This window comes from Serratia sarumanii (assembly GCF_029962605.1).
Taxonomy (GTDB): domain Bacteria; phylum Pseudomonadota; class Gammaproteobacteria; order Enterobacterales; family Enterobacteriaceae; genus Serratia; species Serratia sarumanii.
In genome coordinates this window covers 4,883,534-4,910,477 of sequence record NZ_CP124750.1, presented here as the reverse complement: position 1 = coordinate 4,910,477, position 26,944 = coordinate 4,883,534, and the positions used below count along the sequence as shown (strand labels likewise).

Here is a 26,944-nt window from a genome sequence, read left to right as displayed (position 1 = left end):
TGAGTAAACAGCAATGAACCCGTTAATTATCAAGTTAGGTGGCGTGTTATTAGACAGTGAAGAAGCGCTGGAGCGTCTGTTTACCGCGCTGGACAGCTACCGGCAGCAGCATCAGCGCCCGCTGGTGATCGTGCACGGCGGCGGCTGCGTGGTGGACGAACTGATGAAGCAGCTCTCTTTGCCGGTGGTGAAAAAGAACGGCCTGCGGGTCACGCCGGCCGATCAGATCGACATCATCACCGGCGCGCTGGCCGGCACCGCCAACAAAACGCTGCTGGCGTGGGCGATTAAACACCAAATCAACGCCGTCGGCCTGAGCCTGGCGGACGGCGGCAGCGCAGTCGTGACCCCGCTCGATCCGGCATTGGGCCACGTCGGCAACGCGCAGCCCGGTTCGCCCGCGCTGCTCAATACCCTGCTGAGCGCCGGCTACCTGCCGGTTGTCAGCTCCATCGGCATCACCGCCGATGGGCAGTTAATGAACGTGAACGCCGATCAGGCGGCGACGGCGCTGGCGGCGACGCTGGGGGCGGATCTGATCCTGCTGTCGGACGTCAGCGGCATCCTCGACGGCAAGGGGCAACGCATTGCGGAAATGACGGCGCAAAAAGCGGAACAACTGATCGCGCAAGGCATTATCACCGATGGTATGGTGGTGAAGGTGAATGCGGCGCTCGACGCGGCCCGCACCCTCGGCCGCCCGGTGGATATCGCCAGCTGGCGCCATGCCGATCAGCTTCCTGCTTTGTTTAACGGCGTGTCGATTGGCACCCGGATCCTCGCTTAATTTTAGAATTAGAAAGGAATAGATCATGCAAAACCAAGGCATCAAAAAAATCGTTCTGGCGTACTCCGGCGGCCTGGATACCTCGGCCATCATTCCATGGCTGAAAGAGAACTACGGCGGCTGTGAAGTGGTGGCGTTCGTGGCGGACATCGGTCAGGAGCGCAGCGATCTGGAAGGCGTGGAGCAAAAAGCCCTGCAGTCCGGTGCCTCTGAATGTCACGTGGTCGATCTGCGTGAAGAATTTATCCGCGATTACGTTTATCCGGTGCTGCAGACCGGCGCCCTGTACGAGGGCAGCTACCTGCTGGGCACCTCGATGGCGCGGCCGATCATCGCCAAGGCGCAGGTCGAGCTGGCGTTGAAAGTGGGCGCCGACGCGCTGTGCCACGGCGCGACCGGCAAAGGCAACGACCAGGTGCGCTTCGAGACCACCTACACCGCGCTGGCACCGCAGCTGAAAGTGGTGGCGCCGTGGCGTGAGTGGAACCTGCGTTCCCGTGAAGCGCTGCTGGATTACCTGAAAGAGCGCAACATCCCGACTACCGCGTCGTTGGAGAAGATCTACAGCCGCGATGAAAACGCCTGGCACATCTCCACCGAAGGCGGCGTGCTGGAAAGCCCGTGGAATGCGCCGAACAAAGATTGCTGGGTGTGGACCGTCGATCCGCAGGAAGCGCCGGACCAGCCTGAGCAGGTGACCGTCACCGTTGAGAAAGGCCGCGTCGTGGCGGTTAACGGTAAAGCGCTGTCGCCGTACCAGTGCCTGGAAACCCTGAACGCGCTGGGCGCCAAGCACGGCGTCGGCCGTATCGACATCGTGGAAAACCGCTTGGTGGGTATCAAATCCCGCGGCTGCTATGAAACCCCGGGGGGCACCATCATGGTGGCGGCGCTGCGCGCCGTCGAGCAGCTGGTGCTGGACCGCGACAGCTTCAAATGGCGCGAGCAGCTGGGCCTGGAGATGTCTTATGTGGTGTACGACGGCCGCTGGTTCGCGCCGCTGCGCCGCTCGCTGCAGGCCTCTGCCGAAGCATTGGCTGAAGAGGTAAACGGTGAAGTGGTGCTGCAGCTGTACAAAGGCCAGGTGACGGCGATCCAGAAAAAATCCGCCAACAGCCTGTACTCCGAAGAGTTCGCCACCTTCGGCGAAGACGAAGTTTACGATCACAGCCACGCGGGCGGCTTTATCCGCCTGTTCTCTCTGTCTTCACGCATCCGCGCGTTGAACGAGAAAAAGAATAAATAATCGATTGGCGTGACTCTGCAAGGGCGCAGCATGCTGCGCCCTTTCGCATAAAAATTCAGGAGTAAGATATGGCACTTTGGGGCGGACGGTTCACTCAGGCGGCGGATCAGCGGTTCAAGCAACTCAACGATTCGCTGCGGTTCGATTATCGCCTGGCGGAGCAGGATATCGTGGGCTCGGTGGCCTGGTCGAAGGCGCTGGTGACCGTTAACGTGTTGACGGCAACGGAGCAACAGCAGCTGGAGCAGGCGCTGAATGCGCTACTGACGGAGGTCCAGGCCGATCCTTTGGCGATCGTCCAAAGCGATGCCGAAGACATCCACAGCTGGGTGGAGCAGAAGCTGATCGAGAAGGTCGGCGATTTGGGCAAGAAGCTGCACACCGGCCGCAGCCGCAACGATCAGGTCGCGACCGATCTGAAGCTGTGGTGCAAACAGCAAGTCGGCGATCTGCATCAGGCGATCGTCCAGCTGCAGCAGGCGCTGGTGGAGACCGCCGAAGCCAACCAGGATGCGGTGATGCCGGGGTATACCCACCTGCAACGCGCGCAGCCGGTGACTTTCGCGCACTGGTGCCTGGCCTATGTCGAGATGCTGGCGCGCGATGAGAGCCGCCTGCAGGATACCCTGAAACGGCTGGACGTCAGCCCGCTGGGCAGCGGCGCGCTGGCCGGCACCGCTTATCCTATCGATCGCGAGCAGCTGGCCGGCTGGCTGGGCTTCGCCTCGGCGACCCGCAACAGCCTGGACAGCGTATCCGATCGCGATCACGTGCTGGAGCTGCTGTCCAACGCCGCCATCAGCATGGTGCACCTGTCGCGCTTCGCCGAAGACCTGATCTTCTTCAACAGCGGCGAAGCAGCGTTTGTCGAGCTGTCCGACCGTGTGACCTCCGGTTCTTCGCTGATGCCGCAGAAGAAAAACCCGGACGCGCTGGAGCTGATCCGCGGCAAGTGCGGCCGCGTGCAGGGCGCGCTGACCGGCATGATGATGACGCTGAAAGGCCTGCCGCTGGCGTACAACAAAGACATGCAGGAAGACAAAGAAGGGCTGTTCGACGCGCTCGACACCTGGATGGACTGCCTGCAGATGGCGGCGCTGGTGCTGGACGGCATTCAGGTGAAGCGCCCGCGCTGCCAGGAAGCGGCGGAGCAGGGCTATGCCAACGCCACCGAACTGGCGGATTACCTGGTCGCCAAGGGCGTGCCGTTCCGCGAGGCGCACCATATCGTCGGCGAGGCGGTGGTAGAAGCGATTCGCCAGGGCAAACCGCTGGAAGCGCTGCCGCTGGCGGACTTGCAGCAGTTCAGCGCAACGATCGGCGACGACGTTTACCCGATCCTGGCCTTGCAATCCTGCCTGGACAAGCGTGCGGCCAAAGGCGGCGTCGCGCCGCAGCAGGTGGCCGCGGCAATCGCCGCAGCGAAACAGCGTTTGGCTTGACGACGACAAGGGCGACCCGGTGCCGCCCTTGAACCTCTACCCCGCCAGGCGTGCGCACAGATAACGGTTCAGACTCACGCCTTCCTCCATCGCGCCGATCGCCAGCCGCCGATGCTGTTCCGGCGTCATGCGCAACACCAGTTTTCCGCTGAAGTTCTTTTCCGCCAGCGCCTGCGGCGGCGTTTCACCTTGCGCCAACATATCGTCGATCGTTTCGCTCACCACTTTTTCGATACCCTCCAGCGCGCCGGTACGCGTGGCCGCCAGCCAGGACAACGAGGGGAATTCGGCGCACAGCCCGACATATTCACGATCTTCCGCTGACCAGGTGATGCGATAGGTATAGTGTTCATGCTTTTCCATGTTCTTCCTCCATTCTGGCTCCTTGCTTTATTCTAGTATCGTTATTGGTATCACTTCAATGTCGAAGCATAAAAAATGAACGCAGAAGGGCCGTGAGGCAAGAGGAGGGAGGAAAATGTGGAAAGTGCTGCGCAAAAAAACCGGGCCTGAAGGCCCGGTGGGGATGAACGGAGAATAAGAGGTTATTCGCCCGGGCAGCGCTGGCAGCGCTCGATTTCGGCCGTGCCGAGTTTGAGCTTCGCCTGCAGATCGCGCAGCGCGGTGCGCAAGCCTTCTTCGATCACCGGATGATAGAACGGCATGTCCAGCATCTGATCGACGGTCATCTGCTGCTGGTGCGCCCAGGCCAGCAAGTGTGCGATGTGTTCGGCGTCCGGGCCGATCATTTCCGCGCCGAGGAAACGGCCGGTGCCTTGCTCGCCGTAGACGTGCAGAATGCCTTTGTTGCGCAGCATCACCCGCGAGCGGCCCTGATTCTCAAACGAGACGTTGCCCACTTCAAAGCAGCCGCAGGCGCTGAACTTCTCGCTCAGCTCGCGGAAGGTTGAGCCGACCATGGCGATCTGCGGATCGGAGAACACCACCGAAATCGCGCTGCGGCGCAGGCCCGGATTGATCTCCGGGAAGCTGCCGGCGTTGGCGCCGGCGATGCGTGCCTGATCGCTGGCCTCATGCAGCAGCGGCAGTTGGTTGCTGGCGTCGCCGGCGATGAAAATATGCGGCACGCTGGTTTGCATCGTCAGGCGGTCGGCCAGCGGTACGCCTCGGGCGTCAAGCTGTAAGCCGGTGTTTTCGAGGCCCAGCCGATCGACGTTGGGGCGGCGGCCGGTGGCGGCCAGCACGTAGTCCACCAGGATCTCCTGCGGTTGGCCCTGCAGGTCCCGATAGCGGATAAACACCTTGTCGCCTTCGCGCTGCATCATCTCTACCTTCACGTCGGCGTCGAGATAGAACTCTTCCCCCAGTGCTTTGGCGGCGTAGTCGCGCACGGCGCTGTCGGTGAGCGGCCCGACGGCGCCGCCGATGCCGAAGACCTTGGTGTCGACACCGAGGCGGTGCAGCGCTTGCCCCAGCTCGAGCCCGATGACGCCAGGGCCGAATACCGCTACGGACTGCGGCAAATCATCCCAGTTGAACAGATCGTCGTTGACGATCAGACGATCGCCCAGTTCGTTCCACGGCGCCGGCCAGCTGGGGCGGGAACCGGTGGCGATCACGATGCGCTGCGCCACGATGCGCGTATGCTCGTCGACCTGCAGCGTGTTGTCGTCGATAAAGCGGGCATAGCCCTGAATTTTATCGCCGGCCGGGATCTCGTCCACGCCTTCCAGCACGAAGCCGACGAAGCGATCGCGTTCGCGTTTGACGCGCGCCATCACTTCGCGCCCGTCGATGCGGGTTGTACCGGTTGGGTGCACGCCAAAGCCCGGCGCGCGTTCGATTTGATGTACCGCTTCGGCAGCGGCGATCAGCAACTTGGATGGCATGCAGCCAACGCGCGCACAGGTGGTGCCGTAAGGCCCGCCTTCGATCATCACCACGCTGGGGGTAGACAGTTTGGCCGCGCGATAGGCGCCGAGCCCTGCGGTGCCGCCGCCGATGACCGCAACATCAACGTTCAACAGTTTCATATCCGCTCCTGAAAGGTAAAAAAAGGGCGGGCCGTAGCCCGCCAAAGTTCACGTTGGCTTTGTTATTACTTATTAAGCTGACAGGAAAGTTTCCAGATCGTCGCTGCCGCCGATGTGACGGCCGCCGATGAACACTTGCGGCACCGTGGCGCGGCCGCTGACGGCGCGCAGGCTGACGGTGGTGGCGTCTTTGCCCAGTACGATCTCTTCATACTGAATGCCGCGCTCTTGCAGCATTTGCTTGGCTTTGGCGCAGAATGGGCAGCCCGGCTTGGTGAACAGGGAGACCGACTCCTGCACTTTGAATTCCGGCGCCAGGTATTTCAGCATGGTGTCGGCGTCGGACACTTCAAACGGGTCGCCCGGCTTGTTCGGTTCGACGAACATTTTCTCGACCACGCCGTCGCGCACCAGCATCGAGTAGCGCCATGAACGCGGGCCAAAGCCCAGATCCGCTTTCTCGACCAGCATGTTCATGCCTTTGGTGAATTCACCGTTGCCGTCCGGCACGAAGGTGATGTTTTCCGCATGTTGATCGGCTTTCCAGGCGTTCATCACGAAGGTATCGTTCACCGAGACGCACAGAATGCCGTCGACGCCGTGCTGCTTGAATACGCTGGACAGTTCGTTGTAGCGCGGCAGATGGCTCGAAGAACAGGTTGGCGTAAATGCGCCCGGCAGCGAGAACACGATAACGGTTTTGTTTTTGAACAGGTCATCAGTGGTCACATCAATCCATTGGTCGCCCTGACGGGTGTGGAAAGTAACCTGAGGAACTTTCTTGCCTTCTTGACTGGTAAACATTGATTAACCCCTTAATTAGCAAAATTAATTTTTAGCATTTAGCGCGATATCGCTTCGTTGGGACACATTATTGTCGCTGGGGGTTGATAGATCTAATCGCTCATTGCTATCTTATCTATCGCCATGAGCTATCATGGAATGGAGGGAAACAATGAATATTCGTGATTTAGAGTATCTGGTCGCCTTGGCCGAGCACCGGCACTTCCGCCGCGCGGCCGATTCATGCCATGTAAGCCAACCCACGCTGAGCGGGCAGATCCGCAAGCTGGAAGACGAGTTGGGCGTCATGCTGCTCGAGCGCACCAGCCGCAAGGTGCTGTTCACCCAGGCGGGTCTGCTGCTGGTGGAGCAGGCGCGTACCGTGCTGCGCGAAGTGAAAGTATTGAAGGAGATGGCCAGCCAGCAGGGCGAAGCCATGTCCGGGCCGCTGCACATCGGCCTGATCCCGACCGTGGGGCCTTATCTGCTGCCGCAGATCATCCCGACGCTGCACAAAACTTTCCCGAAACTGGAAATGTACCTGCACGAAGCGCAAACCCAGCAACTGCTGGCGCAACTCGACAGCGGCAAATTGGACTGCGCCATTCTGGCATTGGTGAAGGAAACCGAGGCGTTTATCGAAGTGCCTCTGTTCGATGAACCGATGAAGCTGGCGGTGTATTCCGATCACCCGTGGGCGCAGCGCGAGCGCGTGGCGATGCCGGATTTGGCGGGAGAGAAGCTGCTGATGCTGGAGGATGGGCACTGCCTGCGCGATCAGGCGATGGGCTTCTGCTTCCAGGCGGGCGCGGACGAAGATACCCACTTCCGCGCCACCAGTCTGGAAACGCTGCGCAATATGGTCGCGGCCGGCAGCGGCATTACCCTGCTGCCGTCACTGGCGGTGCCGCCGCAGCGCGAACGCGACGGCGTCTGCTATCTGGATTGCTACAAGCCGGAACCGAAGCGCACCATCGCGTTGGTGTATCGCCCCGGTTCCCCACTGCGCAGCCGTTATGAGCAGTTGGCCGAAGCGATCCGCGAGCACATGCAGGGCTACATCGACAACGCGTTAAAACAGGCGGTTTAAGCCGTTAAGCGCCGCCACCCGGTAGGCTTCGGCCATGGTCGGATAGTTGAAGGTCGTATTAACGAAATACTCGATAGTATTGCCTTCACCTTTCTGTTCCATGATCGCCTGACCGATGTGGATGATCTCCGCCGCACGCTCGCCGAAGCAGTGGATCCCGAGGATCTGCAGGGTGTCGCGATGGAACAGGATCTTCAGGCTGCCTACGTTCATCCCGGCGATCTGCGCGCGCGCCAGATGCTTGAACTGGGCGCGGCCCACTTCATACGGCACCTTCATCGCCGTCAGTTCCTGCTCGGTTTTGCCGACGGAGCTGATTTCCGGAATGGTGTAGATGCCGGTCGGGATATCTTCGATTAGGTGACCGCTGGCTTCGCCGGAAGCGATCGCCTGCGCGGCGATGCGGCCCTGATCGTAGGCGGCGGAAGCCAGGCTCGGATAGCCGATCACGTCACCGACCGCATAGATGTGCGACAGCGCGGTTTGGTACATGCTGTTCACCTTCAGTAGCCCGCGGCTGTCCGATTCCAGGCCGACGTTTTCCAACCCCAGCGAATCTGTGTTGCCGGTACGGCCGTTGGCGTACAGCAGGCAGTCCGCTTTCACCTTCTTGCCGGACTTCAGGTGCACGATCACGCCGTCTTCGGTGCCTTCAATCTTCTCGAACTCCTCGTTGTGGCGGATCACCACGCCGTTGTTCCAGAAGTGGTAAGAGAGCGAATCCGACATCTCCTGATCGAGGAATGCCAGCAGGCGATCGCGGGTGTTGATCAGATCGACCTTGACGTTCAGACCGCGGAAGATAGACGCGTATTCGCAGCCGATCACCCCGGCGCCGTAAATGATCACGTGGCGCGGTTCATGGCTCAGCTCGAGAATGGAATCGCTGTCGTAGATGCGCGGGTGATTGAAATCGACGCTGGCCGGGTGATAAGGGCGCGAGCCGCAGGCGATCACGATGTGGTCGGCGCGGATGGTGTCCTGGGTGCCGTCCATGTAGCTGACGCTGACGGTGTTGGCGTCGATGAAACGCGCGTCGCCGGCGAACAGTTTGCACTGGTTCCGCTCATAGAACCCTTGGCGCATGCGGGTTTGCTGGCTGATGACGTTATCGGCGTGGCGTAAAATGTCAGGGAAGGTCGCGCTGAGCGTGCGCGAGTTGTTGTAAAGCGGGTTCTGGTTGAATTCGATAATGCGGCTGACGGCGTGGCGGAGGGCTTTGGAAGGGATGGTGCCCCAGTGGGTACATCCGCCGCCTACGTTGTTGTACCGTTCGATAACGGCCACGCGGGCGCCCTGTTTCACCAGCCCCATGGCGGCACCTTCACCACCAGGGCCCGAGCCAATCACAATGGCATCAAATTGATAGTGCTGTTGCATGTAGGAGAGACCTGTTTTTTATACAAGATTACAACGGTATCTTAACATCATAGCGCTGCTCACCCAATCACCATTAGGCTTTTTGAGGCAAAGCACAATCGGCTCAGGGCGGAAGTGTGATAGAGCGCGTTAGTATAAATGCTGTTGCAATAAAATTTGCTATATTGCCGAGTCTAGGGCGTTAGACTGAGAGAATGGAACCTATCCGGATATGCATATGGGCGTCAGAGCACAACAAAAAGAACGGACTCGTCGTTCCCTGATCGAAGCCGCATTCAGCCAGCTGAGCGCCGAACGCAGCTTCGCCAGCCTGAGCCTGCGGGAAGTTTCACGCGAGGCGGGCATCGCGCCCACGTCGTTTTACCGCCATTTCCGCGATGTGGATGAGTTGGGGCTGACCATGGTGGACGAAAGCGGCCTGATGCTGCGTCAGTTGATGCGCCAGGCGCGCCAACGCATCGCCAAGGGCGGCAGCGTGATCCGCACCTCGGTGTCCACCTTTATGGAATTTATCGGCAACAACCCGAACGCCTTCCGCCTGCTGCTGCGCGAGCGTTCCGGCACGTCGGCGGCATTCCGTGCGGCGGTGGCGCGCGAGATCCAGCATTTCATCGCCGAACTGGCGGACTACCTCGAGTTGGAAAACCACATGCCGCGCAGCTTTACCGAAGCGCAGGCGGAAGCGATGGTCACCATCGTGTTCAGCGCCGGCGCGGAAGCGCTGGATATCGACGTCGAGCAGCGGCAGCAGCTGGAAGAGCGGCTGGTGCTGCAGCTGCGGATGATCTCCAAAGGGGCGTATTACTGGTATCGCCGCGAACAAGAAAAAGCTTCTGTGTCCCACGTATAAAAAAGGTAAAAAATGATGGAAAAACCAGGCCGTGAAAATGGCACCTTACTGCTGGCGTTGATTGCCGGCCTTTCGATCAACGGTTCGTTTGCCGCGCTGTTCAGCTCGGTGGTGCCGTTTTCGATCTTCCCGCTGATTGCGTTGGTGCTGGCGGTGTACTGCCTGCATCAGCGTTACCTGAACCGCGCTATGCCGGACGGCATGCCGAAGCTGGCGGCGGCCTGTTTCCTGCTGGGGCTGCTGATGTACAGCGCCATCGTGCGCGCCGAATACCCGCAGATCGGTTCCAACTTCCTGCCGTCGGTGATCTGCGTGGCGTTGGTGCTGTGGATCGGGATGAAACTGAAGGCGCGCAAGGCGCCGGATGCGCCGACTCAAGAGTCGTAATGAAACGGGGCGCCATGATGGCGCCCCTGTCGTATCAGCGGTGCTTTTCCAGCAGCACGCCGCATTCCATGTGATGGGTATACGGGAACTGATCGAACAGCGCCAGGCGGCTGACCCGGTGCGTGGCCTGCAGCGTTTCCAGGTTGGCGCACAGCGTTTCCGGATTGCATGAGATATAGAGAATGCGCGGGTAGGCCTGCACCATCTTCACCGTTTCCTCGTCCAGCCCGCTGCGCGGCGGATCGACGAAAATCGTCTCGCAGTTGTAGCCGCTCAGATCGATGCCTTTCAATCGGTTGAATTCGCGCACCCCGTTCATCGCCTGAGTGAAGTCTTCCGCCGCCATGCGAATGATCTGCACGTTGTCGATATGGTTGGCAGCGATGTTGTATTGCGCCGCCGCCACCGACGGTTTGGCGATTTCGGTCGCCAGCACGCGCTCGAAATTGCGCGCCAGCGCCAGCGAGAAGTTGCCGTTGCCGCAATACAGCTCCAGCAAATCGCCTTTGGAACCGGCGGTCACCGCCAGTGCCCATTCCAGCATCTGCACGTTCATGGCCGCGTTGGGCTGAGTGAAGCTGTTTTCCACCTGGCGGTAGATCATGTCGCGGCCGGCGACCGGCAGCACTTCGTCAACATAATCCTGGTCGAGCATGATTTTGGTCTTCGACGCCCGGCCGATCAGCTGCAGGTCGAAACCCTGCGCGCGCAGATCGTCACGCAGCTGCTCGGCGCGCCGTTGCCAAACGTCATCCAGCTTGCGGTGGTACAGCAACGAGGCGATGATTTTGCCGCTTTGCGTCGACAGATAATCGATCTGGAACAGCTTGTGACGCAGGATCGGTTCCGGTTTCAGCGCGGCGATCAGGGCGCTCATCAGGCGGTTGATCAGTTCGCTGGCGGCCGGGAAACGATCGACGCGAATACGCTGCTTGGTCTGCTGATCGAACATGATGTGGTACATGTCGTCCGCGTCGTGCCAGATGCGGAATTCGGCGCGCATGCGGTAGTGGTCGACTGGCGAGCGGAACACTTCCGGCTCGGGCGCCGCGAACGGTGACATCAACGTCTTCAGGCGGGCGACTTTCTCCGCCAGTTGGTCATCGTAACGTTCAATAGGCAAATTCTCGGGCGTCATGTGTGTCTTCTCGTCAGGCAAATTTGATCAGCGGGGATTGTAGGGAATCAGCCCGTGAAGTCCAGTTTTGTCGCGTTTATTATTTGTAACATTAGTAGCAGTCTAGACATCTATTTTCATTGATCGTAGCATTGCCGTCCGGCCTCAAGCAGCGAGTGAAAAGGGAATCCGGTGTGAATCCGGAGCTGACGCGCAGCGGTAAGGGGAAGTCACGGCGATAGCGTTTCGACGCAGACACTGTCCATTGCAGGATGGGAAGTCATCGCCCGTTGCCGGTCGCGCCCCGCGGCCTGCAAATCCCAAGCCCGAAGACCTGCCGGTGTTACGTCGCAATGTCCGTGGCCGTCGCGAACTATCGGCCATGATCCTGCGGCATCCGCCAATTAAGTTTGGATGCTTTTCTCATGACAATTACAAAAAATACGCTGCTGGCGGTGGTTTCCTCCGTCACGGCTTTTTCTGGATGGGCGCAAGACAACACCACAACCACGAATGGCGATAACCTGGTGGTGACCGCCAACCGCTTCCCGCAGCCGGTTTCTTCCGTGCTGGCGCCGACTTCCATCGTCACCCGCAACGATATCGATCGCTGGCAGGCCAAGAGCCTGACCGACGTGATGCGCCGCCTGCCGGGCGTGGATGTTGGCCAGAACGGCGGGCTGGGGCAAAAGAGCTCGCTGTTTATTCGTGGCACCAACTCCAGCCACGTGCTGGTGCTAATTGACGGCATTCGCCTTAACCAGGCGGGCGTCAGCGGCTCTTCCGATCTTAGCCAAATCCCAATTTCGCTGGTGCAGAAAGTCGAATACATTCGCGGCCCGCGCTCGGCGGTGTACGGCTCCGACGCCATCGGCGGCGTGGTCAACATCATTACCACCCGCGAAAAGAACGGCACGACGCTTTCCGCCGGCCTCGGCTCCAACGGCTATCAATCCTATGACGCGTCGACCCAACAGCAGCTGGGCGACAGCACCGTGGCGACGGTGGCGGGCGACTACACCTATACCAAAGGGTATGACGTGGTGGCCTATGGCAGTACCGGTATGCAAAGCCAGCAGGATCGCGATGGCTTTATGAGTAAATCGCTGTATGGTGCGCTTGAGCATCAGTTCAGCGAATCGGTCAGCGGTTTTGTACGTGGGTATGGCTACGACAACCGCACGGCGTACGATAGTTACTATTCCTCTCCGGCCAGCTCTCTGCTAGATACTCGCAAGCTGTACAGCCAAACCTGGGATACCGGATTGCGTTATAAAGAAGGCATTTACGCAACACAATTGACCGGCAGCTACAGCCATAGCAAGGATTACGATTACGATCCTCGCCGCGGTATGCATGACAGCTCGGCCAGCCTGGTGGATTCCGAACAGTACAACCTGCAGTGGGGCAATACGCTGCAGGTTGGACAGGGTACCGTAAGCTCTGGCGTCGACTGGCAGCAACAGAAAATCAAACCGGACTCCACCACCGTAAAGGGTGAAAAAAGCCAACGTGATGCAGGCATCTATCTGACCGCGCAGCAACTGGTTGGCCCGGTGACGCTGGAAGGCGCGGTTCGGGGTGACGATCATTCCGAGTTTGGCTGGCACGGCACCTGGCAAACCAGCGCGGCCTGGGAGTTCGTCGAGGGATACCGTTTTATCGCGTCGTATGGCACGGCGTTCAAAGCACCCAATATGGGCCAGCTATACGGCAACTTTGGCAATAACACCGATCTGAAGCCGGAAGAAAGCAAGCAGTGGGAAGGCGGTTTTGAAGGGCTGACCGGGCCGGTGACCTGGCGCATCTCCGGTTATCGCAACGACATCGACAATTTGATCGATTCGACGGGGGAAACCAACTACGTCTACTACAACGTGGGTAAGGCGACCATCAAAGGGATTGAAGCGACGGCGTCTTTTGATACCGGCCCGCTGACGCACCAGATTGGTTACGATTATGTCGACCCGCGCAACGCAAAAACTCACGAAGTGCTGCTGCGCCGCGCCAAACAGCAGGTGAAATATGAGCTGGACTGGCAGCTGTATGACTTTGACTGGGCGGTGACTTATCAATATTTGGGTCAACGTTATGACAAGGACTACAGTACCTATCCGGAGCAGAGCGTGAAACTCGGCGGCGTGAGCCTGTGGGATCTCGCAGTTTCGTATCCGGTCACATCTCATCTGACAGTTCGTGGTAGAATTGCCAACCTGTTTGATAAAGATTATGAGACGGCCTATGGCTACGCTACTCCAGGAAGAGAATACTACCTCACTGGAAGCTATACCTTCTAACAGCACCGCCACACCTCGCCCGACGGTGCTGGTTTTCGATTCCGGCGTCGGCGGGCTGTCGGTATATCAGGAGATTCGGCAGTTGCTGCCGGATCTCCACTATATATACGCTTTCGACAACGTGGCGTTCCCCTACGGTGAGAAGTCCGAAGAGTTTATCGTTGAGCGCGTGATGGAGATTGTCGGCGCAGTGCAGCAGCGGCATCCTCTGGCGATTGTCGTCATTGCCTGCAACACCGCCAGCACCGTTTCCTTGCCGGCCCTGCGCGAGCGTTTCAGTTTCCCGGTCGTGGGCGTGGTGCCCGCCATCAAGCCTGCCGCCCGTCTTACCGTTAACGGCATCGTCGGCCTGTTGGCGACCCGTGGCACCGTACAGCGCAGCTACACCCACGAACTGATTTCCCGTTTCGCTACCGACTGCAAGATTGAACTGCTGGGCTCTTCAGAGCTGGTGGAGTTGGCGGAGGCCAAGCTGCACGGCGAAGCCGTGCCGTTGCCGGTACTGAAGAAGATCCTGCATCCGTGGCTGAGCATGCGCGAGCCGCCGGATACCGTCGTGCTGGGCTGCACCCATTTCCCTCTATTAGCTGAAGAGCTGATGCAAGTGTTGCCGGAAGGCACCCGGCTGGTGGATTCCGGCGCGGCGATTGCCCGTCGTACCGCCTGGCTCATCTCGACGCAGGAAAATCTGGTCTCGAGCCAGGAAGAGAATCTGGCCTATTGCATGGCGTTGAATGAAGATACTGACGCTTTATTGCCCGTTTTGCAGAGCTACGGCTTTAAATCGTTGAAAAAACTGCCGCTTTAACGGTGTTTTGGTTAAACATTCAACGGTCGGAAAAAATATTGAAAATAGGGGTTGCGGCCTGCCGAGAACTCCCTATAATGCGCCTCCACTGACCGGGAACAACGACTGACAAGCCGCCGGGTCAGCGAGAAGACAGCGAAATAAACGCTTGACTCTCCGGGCTAAAAGCGTAATATACGCAGCCCGCGCCGATGAGTTTCTCGGCACTGCTCTTTAACAATTTATCAGACAATCTGTGTGGGCACTCCACAAGACGATATCCAGCATCCTCGGATGCAAAAAAATATCAAGTCTTGAAGAGTGACTAACTGAAGTAAAATTCATGCAGTAAATCTTTGAGCATCGCTTCTCGAGTGGAAGCACATCAAGCTTTTAATTGAAGAGTTTGATCATGGCTCAGATTGAACGCTGGCGGCAGGCTTAACACATGCAAGTCGAGCGGTAGCACAAGAGAGCTTGCTCTCTGGGTGACGAGCGGCGGACGGGTGAGTAATGTCTGGGAAACTGCCTGATGGAGGGGGATAACTACTGGAAACGGTAGCTAATACCGCATAACGTCGCAAGACCAAAGAGGGGGACCTTCGGGCCTCTTGCCATCAGATGTGCCCAGATGGGATTAGCTAGTAGGTGGGGTAATGGCTCACCTAGGCGACGATCCCTAGCTGGTCTGAGAGGATGACCAGCCACACTGGAACTGAGACACGGTCCAGACTCCTACGGGAGGCAGCAGTGGGGAATATTGCACAATGGGCGCAAGCCTGATGCAGCCATGCCGCGTGTGTGAAGAAGGCCTTCGGGTTGTAAAGCACTTTCAGCGAGGAGGAAGGTGGTGAGCTTAATACGTTCATCAATTGACGTTACTCGCAGAAGAAGCACCGGCTAACTCCGTGCCAGCAGCCGCGGTAATACGGAGGGTGCAAGCGTTAATCGGAATTACTGGGCGTAAAGCGCACGCAGGCGGTTTGTTAAGTCAGATGTGAAATCCCCGGGCTCAACCTGGGAACTGCATTTGAAACTGGCAAGCTAGAGTCTCGTAGAGGGGGGTAGAATTCCAGGTGTAGCGGTGAAATGCGTAGAGATCTGGAGGAATACCGGTGGCGAAGGCGGCCCCCTGGACGAAGACTGACGCTCAGGTGCGAAAGCGTGGGGAGCAAACAGGATTAGATACCCTGGTAGTCCACGCTGTAAACGATGTCGATTTGGAGGTTGTGCCCTTGAGGCGTGGCTTCCGGAGCTAACGCGTTAAATCGACCGCCTGGGGAGTACGGCCGCAAGGTTAAAACTCAAATGAATTGACGGGGGCCCGCACAAGCGGTGGAGCATGTGGTTTAATTCGATGCAACGCGAAGAACCTTACCTACTCTTGACATCCAGAGAACTTAGCAGAGATGCTTTGGTGCCTTCGGGAACTCTGAGACAGGTGCTGCATGGCTGTCGTCAGCTCGTGTTGTGAAATGTTGGGTTAAGTCCCGCAACGAGCGCAACCCTTATCCTTTGTTGCCAGCGGTTCGGCCGGGAACTCAAAGGAGACTGCCAGTGATAAACTGGAGGAAGGTGGGGATGACGTCAAGTCATCATGGCCCTTACGAGTAGGGCTACACACGTGCTACAATGGCGTATACAAAGAGAAGCGACCTCGCGAGAGCAAGCGGACCTCATAAAGTACGTCGTAGTCCGGATTGGAGTCTGCAACTCGACTCCATGAAGTCGGAATCGCTAGTAATCGTAGATCAGAATGCTACGGTGAATACGTTCCCGGGCCTTGTACACACCGCCCGTCACACCATGGGAGTGGGTTGCAAAAGAAGTAGGTAGCTTAACCTTCGGGAGGGCGCTTACCACTTTGTGATTCATGACTGGGGTGAAGTCGTAACAAGGTAACCGTAGGGGAACCTGCGGTTGGATCACCTCCTTACCTAAAGATATTAGTTCGCGTGGCGTGCTCACACAGATTGTCTGATGAAAAAGTAACGAGCAGAAATACCTTTATAGGCTTGTAGCTCAGGTGGTTAGAGCGCACCCCTGATAAGGGTGAGGTCGGTGGTTCAAGTCCACTCAAGCCTACCACTTCTCGGAAGTGGAAAAGGTACTGCGCGTGACTGTATGGGGCTATAGCTCAGCTGGGAGAGCGCCTGCCTTGCACGCAGGAGGTCAGCGGTTCGATCCCGCTTAGCTCCACCATATAGTCCGGTATTTCACTACTTCAGAGTATATTGGCAACAGTATGCTGCGAAGTATTTTGCTCTTTAACAATCTGGAACAAGCTGAAAATTGAAACATGACGGCTGAAATTCATTCCTCCGTAGAAGTACCGGAATGAAGAGTAACCTGTCATAGAGTCTCTCAAATGTTTGCAACTTGAACGATGGAAACATCTTCGGGTTGTGAGGTTAAGTGACTAAGCGTACACGGTGGATGCCTAGGCAGTCAGAGGCGATGAAGGGCGTGCTAATCTGCGAAAAGCGTCGGTAAGGTGATATGAACCGTTATAACCGGCGATACCCGAATGGGGAAACCCAGTGCGTTTCGACACACTATCATGTCATGAATACATAGTGGCATGAGGCGAACCGGGGGAACTGAAACATCTAAGTACCCCGAGGAAAAGAAATCAACCGAGATTCCCCCAGTAGCGGCGAGCGAACGGGGAGGAGCCCAGAACCTGAATCGGCTTGTGTGTTAGTGGAAGCGTCTGGAAAGTCGCGCAGCAAAGGGTGATAGCCCCGTACACTAAAATGCACAGGTCGTGAGTTCGATGAGTAGGGCGGGACACGTGACATCCTGTCTGAATATGGGGGGACCATCCTCCAAGGCTAAATACTCCTGACTGACCGATAGTGAACCAGTACCGTGAGGGAAAGGCGAAAAGAACCCCGGCGAGGGGAGTGAAATAGAACCTGAAACCGTGTACGTACAAGCAGTGGGAGCACCTTCGTGGTGTGACTGCGTACCTTTTGTATAATGGGTCAGCGACTTATATTTTGTAGCAAGGTTAACCGTATAGGGGAGCCGTAGGGAAACCGAGTCTTAACTGGGCGAATAGTTGCAAGGTATAGACCCGAAACCCGGTGATCTAGCCATGGGCAGGTTGAAGGTTGGGTAACACTAACTGGAGGACCGAACCGACTAATGTTGAAAAATTAGCGGATGACTTGTGGCTGGGGGTGAAAGGCCAATCAAACCGGGAGATAGCTGGTTCTCCCCGAAAGCTATTTAGGTAGCGCCTCGTGAACTCATCTTCGGGGGTAGAGCACTGTTTCGGCTAGGGGGCCATCCCGGCTTACCAAACCGATGCAAACTCCGAATACCGAAGAATGTTATCACGGGAGACACACGGCGGGTGCTAACGTCCGTCGTGAAGAGGGAAACAACCCAGACCGCCAGCTAAGGTCCCAAAGTCATGGTTAAGTGGGAAACGATGTGGGAAGGCACAGACAGCCAGGATGTTGGCTTAGAAGCAGCCATCATTTAAAGAAAGCGTAATAGCTCACTGGTCGAGTCGGCCTGCGCGGAAGATGTAACGGGGCTAAACCATGCACCGAAGCTGCGGCAGCGACGCTTAGGCGTTGTTGGGTAGGGGAGCGTTCTGTAAGCCGTTGAAGGTGGCCTGTGAGGGTTGCTGGAGGTATCAGAAGTGCGAATGCTGACATAAGTAACGATAAAGCGGGTGAAAAGCCCGCTCGCCGGAAGACCAAGGGTTCCTGTCCAACGTTAATCGGGGCAGGGTGAGTCGACCCCTAAGGCGAGGCTGAAAAGCGTAGTCGATGGGAAACAGGTTAATATTCCTGTACTTGGTGTTACTGCGAAGGGGGGACGGAGAAGGCTAGGCTAGCCGGGCGACGGTTGTCCCGGTTTAAGCGTGTAGGGGGTGTGACCTGGTAAATCCGGTTACATACTAACCCTGAGGCGTGATGACGATGCACTACGGTGCAGAAGTAGTTGATGCCCTGCTTCCAGGAAAAGCCTCTAAGCTCCAGGTAACATTAAATCGTACCCCAAACCGACACAGGTGGTCAGGTAGAGAATACCAAGGCGCTTGAGAGAACTCGGGTGAAGGAACTAGGCAAAATGGTGCCGTAACTTCGGGAGAAGGCACGCTGGCATGTAGGTGAAGTCCCTCGCGGATGGAGCTGAAGCCAGTCGAAGATACCAGCTGGCTGCAACTGTTTAATAAAAACACAGCACTGTGCAAACACGAAAGTGGACGTATACGGTGTGACGCCTGCCCGGTGCTGGAAGGTTAATTGATGGGGTCAGCCGCAAGGCGAAGCTCTTGATCGAAGCCCCAGTAAACGGCGGCCGTAACTATAACGGTCCTAAGGTAGCGAAATTCCTTGTCGGGTAAGTTCCGACCTGCACGAATGGCGTAATGATGGCCAGGCTGTCTCCACCCGAGACTCAGTGAAATTGAACTCGCTGTGAAGATGCAGTGTACCCGCGGCAAGACGGAAAGACCCCGTGAACCTTTACTATAGCTTGACACTGAACATTGAGCCTTGATGTGTAGGATAGGTGGGAGGCTTTGAAGCGTGGACGCCAGTCTGCGTGGAGCCATCCTTGAAATACCACCCTTTAATGTTTGATGTTCTAACTCGGCCCCATAATCTGGGGTGAGGACAGTGTCTGGTGGGTAGTTTGACTGGGGCGGTCTCCTCCCAAAGAGTAACGGAGGAGCACGAAGGTTAGCTAATCACGGTCGGACATCGTGAGGTTAGTGCAAAGGCATAAGCTAGCTTGACTGCGAGAGTGACGGCTCGAGCAGGTACGAAAGTAGGTCTTAGTGATCCGGTGGTTCTGAATGGAAGGGCCATCGCTCAACGGATAAAAGGTACTCCGGGGATAACAGGCTGATACCGCCCAAGAGTTCATATCGACGGCGGTGTTTGGCACCTCGATGTCGGCTCATCACATCCTGGGGCTGAAGTAGGTCCCAAGGGTATGGCTGTTCGCCATTTAAAGTGGTACGCGAGCTGGGTTTAGAACGTCGTGAGACAGTTCGGTCCCTATCTGCCGTGGGCGTTGGAAGATTGAGAGGGGTTGCTCCTAGTACGAGAGGACCGGAGTGAACGCACCACTGGTGTTCGGGTTGTCATGCCAATGGCATTGCCCGGTAGCTAAGTGCGGAAAAGATAAGCGCTGAAAGCATCTAAGCGCGAAACTTGCCTCAAGATGAGTCTTCCCTGGGCCTTTAAGGCCCCTGAAGGAACGTTTAAGACTAAGACGTTGATAGGCTGGGTGTGTAAGTGCAGCGATGCATTGAGCTAACCAGTACTAATGATCCGTGAGGCTTAACCTTACAACACCGAAGATGTTTTAGAGACGAAGAGATTTTCAGCGAAGTTCCGAGATTGGTTCTGATGGCGACACGAGAGTGAAGCGGTTGGAATGAAACGAATTTGCCTGGCGGCAATAGCGCGGTGGTCCCACCTGACCCCATGCCGAACTCAGAAGTGAAACGCCGTAGCGCCGATGGTAGTGTGGGGTCTCCCCATGCGAGAGTAGGACACTGCCAGGCATCAAATAAACGTTATCAGCGTGACGACTGGTAATGCGCAAATCGCAGAGCGCGATATTGCCGGCATCGAAAGATGCAACGTAAAAGAATCGGTGGAGCGGTAGTTCAGTTGGTTAGAATACCTGCCTGTCACGCAGGGGGTCGCGGGTTCGAGCCCCGTCCGTTCCGCCACTTATTTAATTATGCCTGCTTTATTAGCAGGCATAATGTTAAGCGAGATTTAGGGGCGTAGCTCAGTTGGTAGAGCACCGGTCTCCAAAACCGGGTGTCGCGAGTTCGAGTCTCTCCGCCCCTGCCATATTAAGAACCCTTTGCGAAAGCAAAGGGTTTTTTTTTGCCTATCATTTTTCTTCCTTACCGCTTTGGAATAGAGCGCTTTTGACGTTATATGCCGATGTTTGCCCGATCCTGGTTGCTTCATGTTCCTCCGAACTCTATCCTGCCGGCCTCCTGATTCTTATCTCGTTTTGCATTATCTTCTCTCAGAAGGCGATGAGCGCGTTTTGGTGTGATAGACAGGCATGACCACGATGACGGCGTTTAAGGCCGCCATAACGCTTTAGGCTGCGGTATTTATAGGTATTTTAAGTAATTGCCGAATCAAAGGCTGTTGATCGCTGTTTTGCAACCAGACGGCATACAGTGGGCGGATAATCGGCGGGATCTCGGTGGCGGCCACCAACTGTGGATACTCTTTTTCCCACTGGCTGGGCAGGAAAGCACATCCACCCGTGGTTTCCAACAGCTGACGCGTCAGGTGAGCGGAGGTGGTAGTAAGCACCGGCACGTTATCACCTTCCAGTATGCGGCTTTCCTGTTGGTGGAAGTCGGCTCCCCATTCCAGCTTGATGTAGGGCATGGGGGCCTGTTTGTCACGATGCGCGGATGAGAACAGGCGTAATGAGAAATTGCTCAGTTGCTGGCTGGCCAATTCATCCATCTTAGGCGGTTCAGTGGTGATCAGTAAATCGAGCTGCCTTTCATGCAGTTGTTTTACCAAAGAGTGCCTTAATGCCACCCTGGCTTCTAGCTGCAGCGCTTCGCGTTGTTGATAGAGCGCCTGTAGCCAAGGGGTCAGATAGGCTTCCCACAGCGAAGCGGTAGCGCCGATCGACAACTCGGTGTGTTGCAGCGAACGCACGACCTCCTTTTTCGCCAGCTGCCAGGTGTTCATCAGGCTCTCGGCATAGGGCAGAAGCCGCTCGCCAGCAGGCGTCAGGCGGATATTATTGCGATGACGGGTAAATAAATTGGCGCCCAGCTGGTTTTCTAACTGACGGATGCGGAAACTGACCGCGGACTGCGTTAAGTACAAAGATTCTGCGGCTCTGCCAAAGTGACGCGTTCTACTGACCTCCAAAAAGGTTTTCAGTAATTCGGTATCCACACCTATCTCCAAAAAAATTTGTCGTTAAGATTTAAATGTTTTGTTTTACACGCTGTCAAGCCTATCTAATACTCCGCGCCATAAACAGCACGGCCATAAGAGAATTAGGAGCGTGTCAGATGGCGGATAGCTTCACCACGACCAATCGTTTTTTTGATAATAAACATTACCCTCGCGGGTTCTCCCGTCACGGCGATTTCACCATTAAAGAGGCGCAATTGCTAGAGCGCTTCGGCTACGCGTTTAACGAGCTGGACTCGGGCAAACGCCAGCCGGCCACTGAAGAAGAACAACTGTTCGTCGCAGTGTGCCGCGGTGAGCGCGAAGCGGCTACCGAACAGGAAAAAGTATGGGCTAAATATCTGGCGCGCACACGTCGCCCGAAGAAATTCCATACTCTGTCCGGCGGTAAACCGCAGGCTGACGCAGTAGAAGATTACAGCGACAGCGAAGACTAAAGACGATGGGGCCTGCGGGCCCCATTTTCATTCCAGACTACGATGCAGTTGTAACAGCAGGCGGTCCATGCTGCGATAGCCCAGTGCTTCGCTGAGGTGGCGCCTGTCGAGCTCAGCATCTCCCGCCAAATCCGCCAGCGTGCGCGCCACTTTCAAGATGCGCTGCCAGGCGCGAACCGATAACCCCAGCGCGTTTAATGTCGCCTCCAAAAACTCGGCGTCTGCCGACTGCAGAACGCAATCCCGTTCCACTTCGCGGTTGCTCAGCAGCGCGTTGACTTTACCGGCGCGTTCAAGTTGCCGGGCGCGTGCCAGCAGCACTCTTTTCCGCACTTGTTCGCTGCTTTCTCCGTGTGTTTTCCGATGACTGAGTGTTCCCGGCGGCAACAGCGGCACTTCGATAGACAGATCGAAACGGTCGAGAAAAGGCCCTGACAGCCGGGCCAGATAGCGCAACACCTTCTGCGGTGAGGCGCGATTGTGCAACCCCTGATAGTGCCCCGTCGGGCTGGGGTTCATTGCCGCGATCAGCTGCACTCTGGCGGGGAAACAGACCTTGGCGTTGGCGCGTGAAATCACGATCTCGCCGGATTCCAACGGCTCACGCAGCGCATCCAGTACCTTACGCTCGAATTCCGGCAGTTCATCCAGAAACAGCACGCCGTTATGCGCCATCGAGATCTCGCCCGGTCGCGGCAGTGAGCCGCCGCCGACCAATGCCGCCATCGAGGCGCTGTGGTGCGGTGCGCGAAACGGCCTCTGGCGCCATGGTAGGGCAGCGGGAATGTGATGCTGCAAGCTGGCGACCGCTAGACTTTCCAGCGCCTCAGGCTCCGTGAGCGGTGGCAGTAGGCCCGTGAGGCGGCTGGCCAGCATGGTTTTACCGGTGCCCGGCGGCCCAATCAGCAATAGGTTATGCCCGCCGGCGGCGGCGATCTCCAGTGCCCGCTTGGCCTGCTCCTGGCCGATGATATCGCGCAGGTCGGCGTTTTCGCACGCGTTGTCCACAGCGGGGGGCGTGGCCGCCACCGGCAGTTCGCCCTGGCCGAGCAGAAAAGCGCAGACTTCCAGCAGGTGCCGCGCGGTATGGGAGTGCGACTGCGCGATCAGGCCGACTTCGGCGGCGTTGTCCGTTGAGAGGATCAGTTGCCGCCCGGCATCAGCCGCCGCCAGCGCCGCCGGGATCGCGCCCCTGACCGCGCGCAGTGAGCCGGACAGCGCGAGCTCGCCAAGAAACTCGTAGCGCGCCAACGGTGCGAGGGGCAATTGCTCGGAGGCGGCGAGGATCGCCAGCGCTATCGGCAGATCGTAACGCCCGCCTTCTTTCGGCAGATCGGCGGGTGCCAAATTGACGGTGATGCGCCGGGCGGGAAAGGTGAAACCGTTATTGATCAGGGCGCTGCGCACCCGATCGCGCGCCTCTTTTACCGTGGTTTCCGGCAGGCCGACCAGCGTCAGGCCGGGCAGGCCATTGCTGATATGCACCTCCACCGTCACGGAAGGGGCCTGAACGCCGATGATGGCGCGGCTATAGATTACCGCCAGTGACATATCGCTCTCCTTGCTGAGGGCGACATGATGCGTGATTCATCTGGGTATTGCGCGGCGTTATTGGTGGTTTTTCGATGTATTTAGCAGAGTAATCGCTGATTTTCATCGAAATAAATGAGGTTGTGCGAGCCGCCTCGCAACCTGCGGCAATACCCATTAACAATTCGCTGAAGGCTGCAACACATTAGCGGTCCATACGCATTGCAATCATAGGGTTAACGGGTGTATTTAACAATTGATTAAAAGAAAAATCACGTATTTAACAAACCCCGACCGCCGCCGCATTCTGCCCGGCAGCCGCTAAACCTCCTGACTTCGTACTCTACGGTAGGGATAACACTATGTTTGGTTGGACCCCGCTGCAACGCAACGCGGCAATCGCCAGCTTTTCAAGCTGGACGCTCGACGCTTTCGATTTTTTCGTGCTGGTATTCTTACTCAGTGACATCGCGCAATCCTTTCACGTCGGTCTGGAACAGGTGACGTTGGCGATTCTGCTCACGCTGGCGGTGCGCCCGATTGGCGCGCTGATCTTCGGGCGTGCGGCGGAAAAATATGGCCGCAAGCCGATCCTGATGCTGAATATCGTCTTCTTCTCGGTGTTTGAGCTGCTCTCCGCCGCCGCGCCCTCGCTGACGGTCTTCTTACTGTTGCGGGTGTTGTACGGCGTTGCGATGGGCGGCATCTGGGGCGTGGCGTCGTCGTTGGCGATGGAAACCATACCGGACCGCTCGCGCGGCCTGATGTCGGGCATTTTCCAGGCCGGCTATCCGTTCGGTTATCTGCTGGCGGCGGTGGTGTACGGCCTGTTGTTCGAAACGGTCGGCTGGCGCGGCATGTTTGTCATCGGTGCGGCGCCGATCCTGCTGCTGCCGTTTATTTATTATTGCGTGCAGGAGTCGCCGGTGTGGCTGGCGGCGCGTGAACGCAAGGAAAGCTCTGCCTTGCTGCCGGCGTTGAAGAGCCACTGGAAGCTGTGCTGCTATCTGGTGCTGCTGATGGCGGCGTTCAATTTCTTCTCCCACGGCACGCAGGATCTGTATCCGGTGTTTCTGAAAGTTCAGCATGGTTTCGATCCAAAAACCGTCAGTATCATCGCCATTAGCTACAATATCGCGTCAATTATCGGCGGCGTTTTCTTCGGTTCGTTGTCGGAAAAGATCGGCCGCAAAAAAGCGATCATCATCGCCGCGCTGCTGGCGCTGCCGGTGATCCCGCTGTGGGCATTTTCCAGCGGTTCGCTGATGTTGGGGATCGGCGCTTTCCTGATGCAGTTCATGGTGCAGGGCGCCTGGGGCGTGGTGCCGACCTACCTGACTGAGCTGGTGCCGGCCAACACCCGCGCGGTGCTGCCGGGGTTCGTGTACCAGTTGGGTAACCTGATCGCTTCGGTCAACGCCACGCTGCAGGCGACCATCGCCGAACATCATGGGCATAATTACGGCCTGGCGATGGCGATCGTCGCCGGTACGGTGGCGCTGGCGATCGCCCTGTTGGTGTTCTTCGGCAAGGATACGCGCGGTAAGGCGATAACAGACGCGGTGAAAAATCCGGGCGTGCGCGCCAACGTGTGAAATCCGGGCTATTCGCGTGAGGTATGACCAGATTGCGCCGAATAATAACGCAAAAAAAGAGTTGTCATGCCGCGCGCGACTATGGTACCTCTGTAAGCATTAGTTCTGAATGAGCACAGTGAACAAACCCATTATGAAAGCCTTTGCCCAAGTGATTAGCCTAGTCGTGATTAGCGTGGTGGTGATTATTATCCCACCGTGCGGGGCTGCACTTGGACGAAGAAAGGCTTAGCAAACAAGCCGGAATCGCAAGAGAACCCCCGCACCGTCAGGTCCGGGGGTTTTTTATTGGCAAGAGAAAAGTGGAGCAAGGGGCAGAGCATGAAAAACAGAACAAAATCCTGCGGTTGTCGAAGTAAGGCGGGGAAATAACTATGAATGGCGCTCAGTGGGTAGTTCAAGCGTTGCGTGCGCAGGGTGTGGATACCGTATTCGGCTATCCGGGCGGGGCAATCATGCCGGTGTACGATGCGTTGTACGACGGCGGTGTGGAACACCTGCTGTGCCGCCATGAACAGGGCGCCGCGATGGCCGCCATCGGCTACGCCCGCGCCACCGGCAAAGTCGGCGTTTGCATCGCCACTTCCGGCCCTGGCGCCACCAACCTGATCACCGGCCTGGCTGATGCGCTGCTCGATTCCGTTCCCGTTGTCGCCATCACCGGTCAGGTGGGTTCCGCGCTGATCGGCACCGATGCCTTTCAGGAGATCGATGTTCTTGGCCTGTCCTTGGCCTGCACCAAACACAGCTTCCTGGTGGAATCGCTGGACGCGCTGCCGGGCATTATGGCGGAAGCCTTCGCCATCGCCGCCGGCGGCCGTCCTGGCCCGGTGCTGATCGATATCCCGAAAGACATCCAGCTGGCGCAGGGCGACTTGCACCCGCATCTGATACCGGTCGATGAAGCGCCGGCATTCCCGGCGGCGGCGTTGGCGGAGGCGGCCGAGCTGCTGGCGCAGGCGCACAAACCGATGCTGTACGTCGGCGGCGGCGTGGGCATGGCGCAGGCGGTGCCGGCGCTGCGCGAGTTCATCGCCGTGACCCGCATGCCGAACGTCGCCACCCTGAAGGGGCTGGGCGCGCCGGATGCGCAAGATCCGCTGTACCTCGGCATGTTGGGCATGCACGGCACCAAGGCTGCCAACCTGGCGGTGCAGGAGTGCGATCTGCTGATTGCCGTCGGCGCGCGTTTCGATGACCGCGTGACCGGCAAACTGAACGCCTTCGCACCGCACGCCAAAGTGATCCACATGGATATCGACCCGGCGGAAATGAGCAAGCTGCGCCAGGCGCATGTGGCCCTGCAAGGCGATCTGAAAGCGTTGCTGCCGGCGTTGCAGCGCCCGCTGAACATCGCCCCCTGGCAGCAGCAGGTGACGGCGCTGAAAGCCGACCACGCCTGCCGCTACGATCACCCCGGCCAGCCGATCTACGCGCCGCTGTTCTTGCGCCAGCTGTCCGCCCGCAAGCCGGCCAACAGCGTAGTGACCACCGACGTGGGCCAGCACCAGATGTGGAGCGCGCAGCACATGACGTTCGAACGCCCGGAGAATTTCATCACCTCCAGCGGCCTCGGCACCATGGGGTTCGGCGTGCCGGCGGCGGTAGGGGCCCAGATCGCGCGCCCGCAAGATACGGTGATCTGCGTCTCGGGCGACGGCTCCTTCATGATGAACGTGCAGGAACTGGGCACCATCAAGCGCAAACAGCTGCCGCTGAAGATCGTACTGCTGGACAACCAGCGCCTCGGAATGGTGCGTCAATGGCAGCAGCTGTTCTTCGACGGCCGCTACAGTGAAACCAACCTGTCCGATAACCCCGACTTCCTGATGCTGGCCGCCGCCTTCGGCATTCCCGGCCAGCGCATCAGCCGCAAGGATCAGGTGGAGGGCGCGCTCGAGGCGCTGTTCAACACCGAAGGCCCTTATCTGCTGCAGGTCTCTATCGACGAACTCGAAAACGTCTGGCCGCTGGTGCCGCCGGGCGCCGGCAACGAAACCATGTTGGAGGAAATATCATGATGCAGCATCAACTCTCGATCCAGGCGCGTTTTCGCCCCGAAATGTTAGAGCGCGTATTGCGGGTCGTGCGTCATCGCGGCTTTCAGGTTTGTGCTATGAATATGGTTTCCCCGGCCAACGCCGACAGCATCAATATCGAATTGACCGTTGCCAGCCCGCGTCCGGTTGCCCTGTTGTCATCTCAATTAAGCAAACTGATGGACGTCTCCTGCGTCGAGATCCAGCAGCCAACATCACAACAAATACGCGCCTGAGGC

At 57.8% G+C, this 26,944-nt stretch carries 20 protein-coding genes, 4 tRNA genes, 3 rRNA genes and 1 riboswitch; of the genes, 20 read left to right on the top strand and 7 right to left on the bottom strand.

Translation table 11 applies throughout. From position 1 onward, the window contains the following. The first annotated feature begins 13 nt into the window (after positions 1 to 13). The 3 genes from argB to argH all read left to right on the top strand — a co-directional run bounded on the left by argB (position 14) and on the right by argH (position 3,475). Positions 14 to 787, top strand: coding sequence for an acetylglutamate kinase (gene argB / locus SSARUM_RS23200; protein ID WP_033636427.1), 774 nt, complete (start codon positions 14 to 16; stop codon positions 785 to 787). Positions 788 to 812: 25 nt separating this feature from the next. Beyond that, positions 813 to 2,033 (top strand): argininosuccinate synthase, encoded by a 1,221-nt coding sequence (locus SSARUM_RS23195; RefSeq protein WP_033649897.1) that lies wholly within the window; start codon positions 813 to 815, stop codon positions 2,031 to 2,033. Between the two features lie 68 nt (positions 2,034 to 2,101). Then, the gene (argH, locus tag SSARUM_RS23190; RefSeq protein ID WP_033636426.1) at positions 2,102 to 3,475 is read left to right on the top strand and encodes an argininosuccinate lyase; all 1,374 of its coding nucleotides are present in this window, start codon (positions 2,102 to 2,104) and stop codon (positions 3,473 to 3,475) included. A 36-nt stretch (positions 3,476 to 3,511) separates the two neighbouring features. Here argH and SSARUM_RS23185 read toward each other — a convergent pair whose 3' ends face one another. From SSARUM_RS23185 to SSARUM_RS23175, 3 genes are all read right to left on the bottom strand, one after another. Further along, positions 3,512 to 3,838: a type II toxin-antitoxin system HicB family antitoxin gene (locus SSARUM_RS23185; protein WP_033649898.1), complete on the bottom strand. Its 327-nt coding sequence runs from the start codon at positions 3,836 to 3,838 to the stop codon at positions 3,512 to 3,514. Between the two features lie 182 nt (positions 3,839 to 4,020). Further along, complete coding sequence (locus SSARUM_RS23180; protein WP_060431268.1) at positions 4,021 to 5,469, bottom strand: dihydrolipoyl dehydrogenase; 1,449 nt, start codon at positions 5,467 to 5,469, stop codon at positions 4,021 to 4,023. Between the two features lie 72 nt (positions 5,470 to 5,541). Further along, positions 5,542 to 6,273, bottom strand: coding sequence for a glutathione peroxidase (locus SSARUM_RS23175; RefSeq protein WP_019452251.1), 732 nt, complete (start codon positions 6,271 to 6,273; stop codon positions 5,542 to 5,544). A gap of 151 nt (positions 6,274 to 6,424) precedes the next feature. Here SSARUM_RS23175 and oxyR point away from each other — a divergent pair, with 151 nt between their 5' ends. Then, entirely contained in the window at positions 6,425 to 7,342 is a 918-nt protein-coding gene (oxyR, locus tag SSARUM_RS23170) for a DNA-binding transcriptional regulator OxyR (protein ID WP_033636422.1), read from the top strand. Here the strand turns inward: oxyR and sthA are convergent. Further along, entirely contained in the window at positions 7,325 to 8,722 is a 1,398-nt protein-coding gene (gene sthA, locus SSARUM_RS23165) for a Si-specific NAD(P)(+) transhydrogenase (protein ID WP_004931047.1), read from the bottom strand. The two genes, oxyR and sthA, sit on opposite strands and share 18 nt — an antisense overlap. 217 nt (positions 8,723 to 8,939) lie before the next feature. Between sthA and fabR the strand changes: the two genes are divergently transcribed. Then, positions 8,940 to 9,572, top strand: coding sequence for an HTH-type transcriptional repressor FabR (gene fabR / locus SSARUM_RS23160; protein ID WP_004931044.1), 633 nt, complete (start codon positions 8,940 to 8,942; stop codon positions 9,570 to 9,572). Positions 9,573 to 9,587: 15 nt separating this feature from the next. Next, on the top strand, positions 9,588 to 9,959 hold the full coding sequence (locus SSARUM_RS23155; protein WP_033649905.1) for a YijD family membrane protein: 372 nt from the start codon (positions 9,588 to 9,590) through the stop codon (positions 9,957 to 9,959). Positions 9,960 to 9,993: 34 nt separating this feature from the next. On the opposite strand, the gene trmA is transcribed toward SSARUM_RS23155, so the two are convergent. Then, a complete protein-coding gene (trmA, locus tag SSARUM_RS23150; protein ID WP_033636420.1) occupies positions 9,994 to 11,097 on the bottom strand; it encodes a tRNA (uridine(54)-C5)-methyltransferase TrmA in 1,104 nt (367 codons plus the stop codon). 115 nt (positions 11,098 to 11,212) lie between these two features. Then, positions 11,213 to 11,432, top strand: a riboswitch (cobalamin riboswitch). A gap of 69 nt (positions 11,433 to 11,501) precedes the next feature. Here trmA and btuB point away from each other — a divergent pair. The 9 genes from btuB to SSARUM_RS23105 all read left to right on the top strand — a co-directional run bounded on the left by btuB (position 11,502) and on the right by SSARUM_RS23105 (position 19,994). Further along, positions 11,502 to 13,373: a TonB-dependent vitamin B12 receptor BtuB gene (btuB, locus tag SSARUM_RS23145; RefSeq protein WP_033649900.1), complete on the top strand. Its 1,872-nt coding sequence runs from the start codon at positions 11,502 to 11,504 to the stop codon at positions 13,371 to 13,373. Continuing rightward, positions 13,318 to 14,181 (top strand): glutamate racemase, encoded by an 864-nt coding sequence (gene murI / locus SSARUM_RS23140; protein WP_033649902.1) that lies wholly within the window; start codon positions 13,318 to 13,320, stop codon positions 14,179 to 14,181. The genes btuB and murI overlap by 56 nt, the downstream gene beginning before the upstream one ends. A 373-nt stretch (positions 14,182 to 14,554) precedes the next feature. Continuing rightward, positions 14,555 to 16,096: ribosomal RNA gene (locus SSARUM_RS23135) — 16S ribosomal RNA — on the top strand. Between the two features lie 75 nt (positions 16,097 to 16,171). Continuing rightward, positions 16,172 to 16,248 (top strand) — tRNA-Ile (locus tag SSARUM_RS23130). A gap of 38 nt (positions 16,249 to 16,286) precedes the next feature. Then, a tRNA-Ala gene (locus tag SSARUM_RS23125) sits at positions 16,287 to 16,362 on the top strand. Positions 16,363 to 16,569: 207 nt separating this feature from the next. Continuing rightward, positions 16,570 to 19,477, top strand: a 23S ribosomal RNA gene (locus SSARUM_RS23120). Between the two features lie 103 nt (positions 19,478 to 19,580). Next, positions 19,581 to 19,696: ribosomal RNA gene (gene rrf, locus SSARUM_RS23115) — 5S ribosomal RNA — on the top strand. Together the 16S, 23S and 5S rRNA genes with 4 tRNA genes alongside form the textbook arrangement of a ribosomal RNA operon. 94 nt (positions 19,697 to 19,790) lie before the next feature. Further along, a tRNA-Asp gene (locus SSARUM_RS23110) sits at positions 19,791 to 19,867 on the top strand. Positions 19,868 to 19,918: 51 nt separating this feature from the next. Further along, a tRNA-Trp gene (locus SSARUM_RS23105) sits at positions 19,919 to 19,994 on the top strand. A 261-nt stretch (positions 19,995 to 20,255) separates the two neighbouring features. Here the strand turns inward: SSARUM_RS23105 and hdfR are convergent. Next, complete coding sequence (gene hdfR / locus SSARUM_RS23100; protein ID WP_039569756.1) at positions 20,256 to 21,083, bottom strand: HTH-type transcriptional regulator HdfR; 828 nt, start codon at positions 21,081 to 21,083, stop codon at positions 20,256 to 20,258. A 119-nt stretch (positions 21,084 to 21,202) separates the two neighbouring features. Between hdfR and SSARUM_RS23095 the strand changes: the two genes are divergently transcribed. Next, on the top strand, positions 21,203 to 21,541 hold the full coding sequence (locus tag SSARUM_RS23095) for a MaoP family protein (RefSeq protein ID WP_004929946.1): 339 nt from the start codon (positions 21,203 to 21,205) through the stop codon (positions 21,539 to 21,541). A 27-nt stretch (positions 21,542 to 21,568) separates the two neighbouring features. On the opposite strand, the gene SSARUM_RS23090 is transcribed toward SSARUM_RS23095, so the two are convergent. Then, entirely contained in the window at positions 21,569 to 23,092 is a 1,524-nt protein-coding gene (locus SSARUM_RS23090) for a YifB family Mg chelatase-like AAA ATPase (protein WP_033649962.1), read from the bottom strand. Positions 23,093 to 23,433: 341 nt separating this feature from the next. Here SSARUM_RS23090 and SSARUM_RS23085 point away from each other — a divergent pair, with 341 nt between their 5' ends. From SSARUM_RS23085 to ilvM, 4 genes are all read left to right on the top strand, one after another. Next, a complete protein-coding gene (locus SSARUM_RS23085) occupies positions 23,434 to 24,666 on the top strand; it encodes an MFS transporter (RefSeq protein ID WP_033649963.1) in 1,233 nt (410 codons plus the stop codon). 133 nt (positions 24,667 to 24,799) lie between these two features. Continuing rightward, entirely contained in the window at positions 24,800 to 24,898 is a 99-nt protein-coding gene (gene ilvL, locus SSARUM_RS23080; protein WP_013814970.1) for an ilv operon leader peptide, read from the top strand. 142 nt (positions 24,899 to 25,040) lie between these two features. Next, a complete protein-coding gene (gene ilvG / locus SSARUM_RS23075) occupies positions 25,041 to 26,687 on the top strand; it encodes an acetolactate synthase 2 catalytic subunit (RefSeq protein WP_039569749.1) in 1,647 nt (548 codons plus the stop codon). After that, entirely contained in the window at positions 26,684 to 26,941 is a 258-nt protein-coding gene (ilvM, locus tag SSARUM_RS23070) for an acetolactate synthase 2 small subunit (protein WP_004929955.1), read from the top strand. The genes ilvG and ilvM overlap by 4 nt, the downstream gene beginning before the upstream one ends. The last annotated feature ends 3 nt before the right edge of the window (positions 26,942 to 26,944 follow it).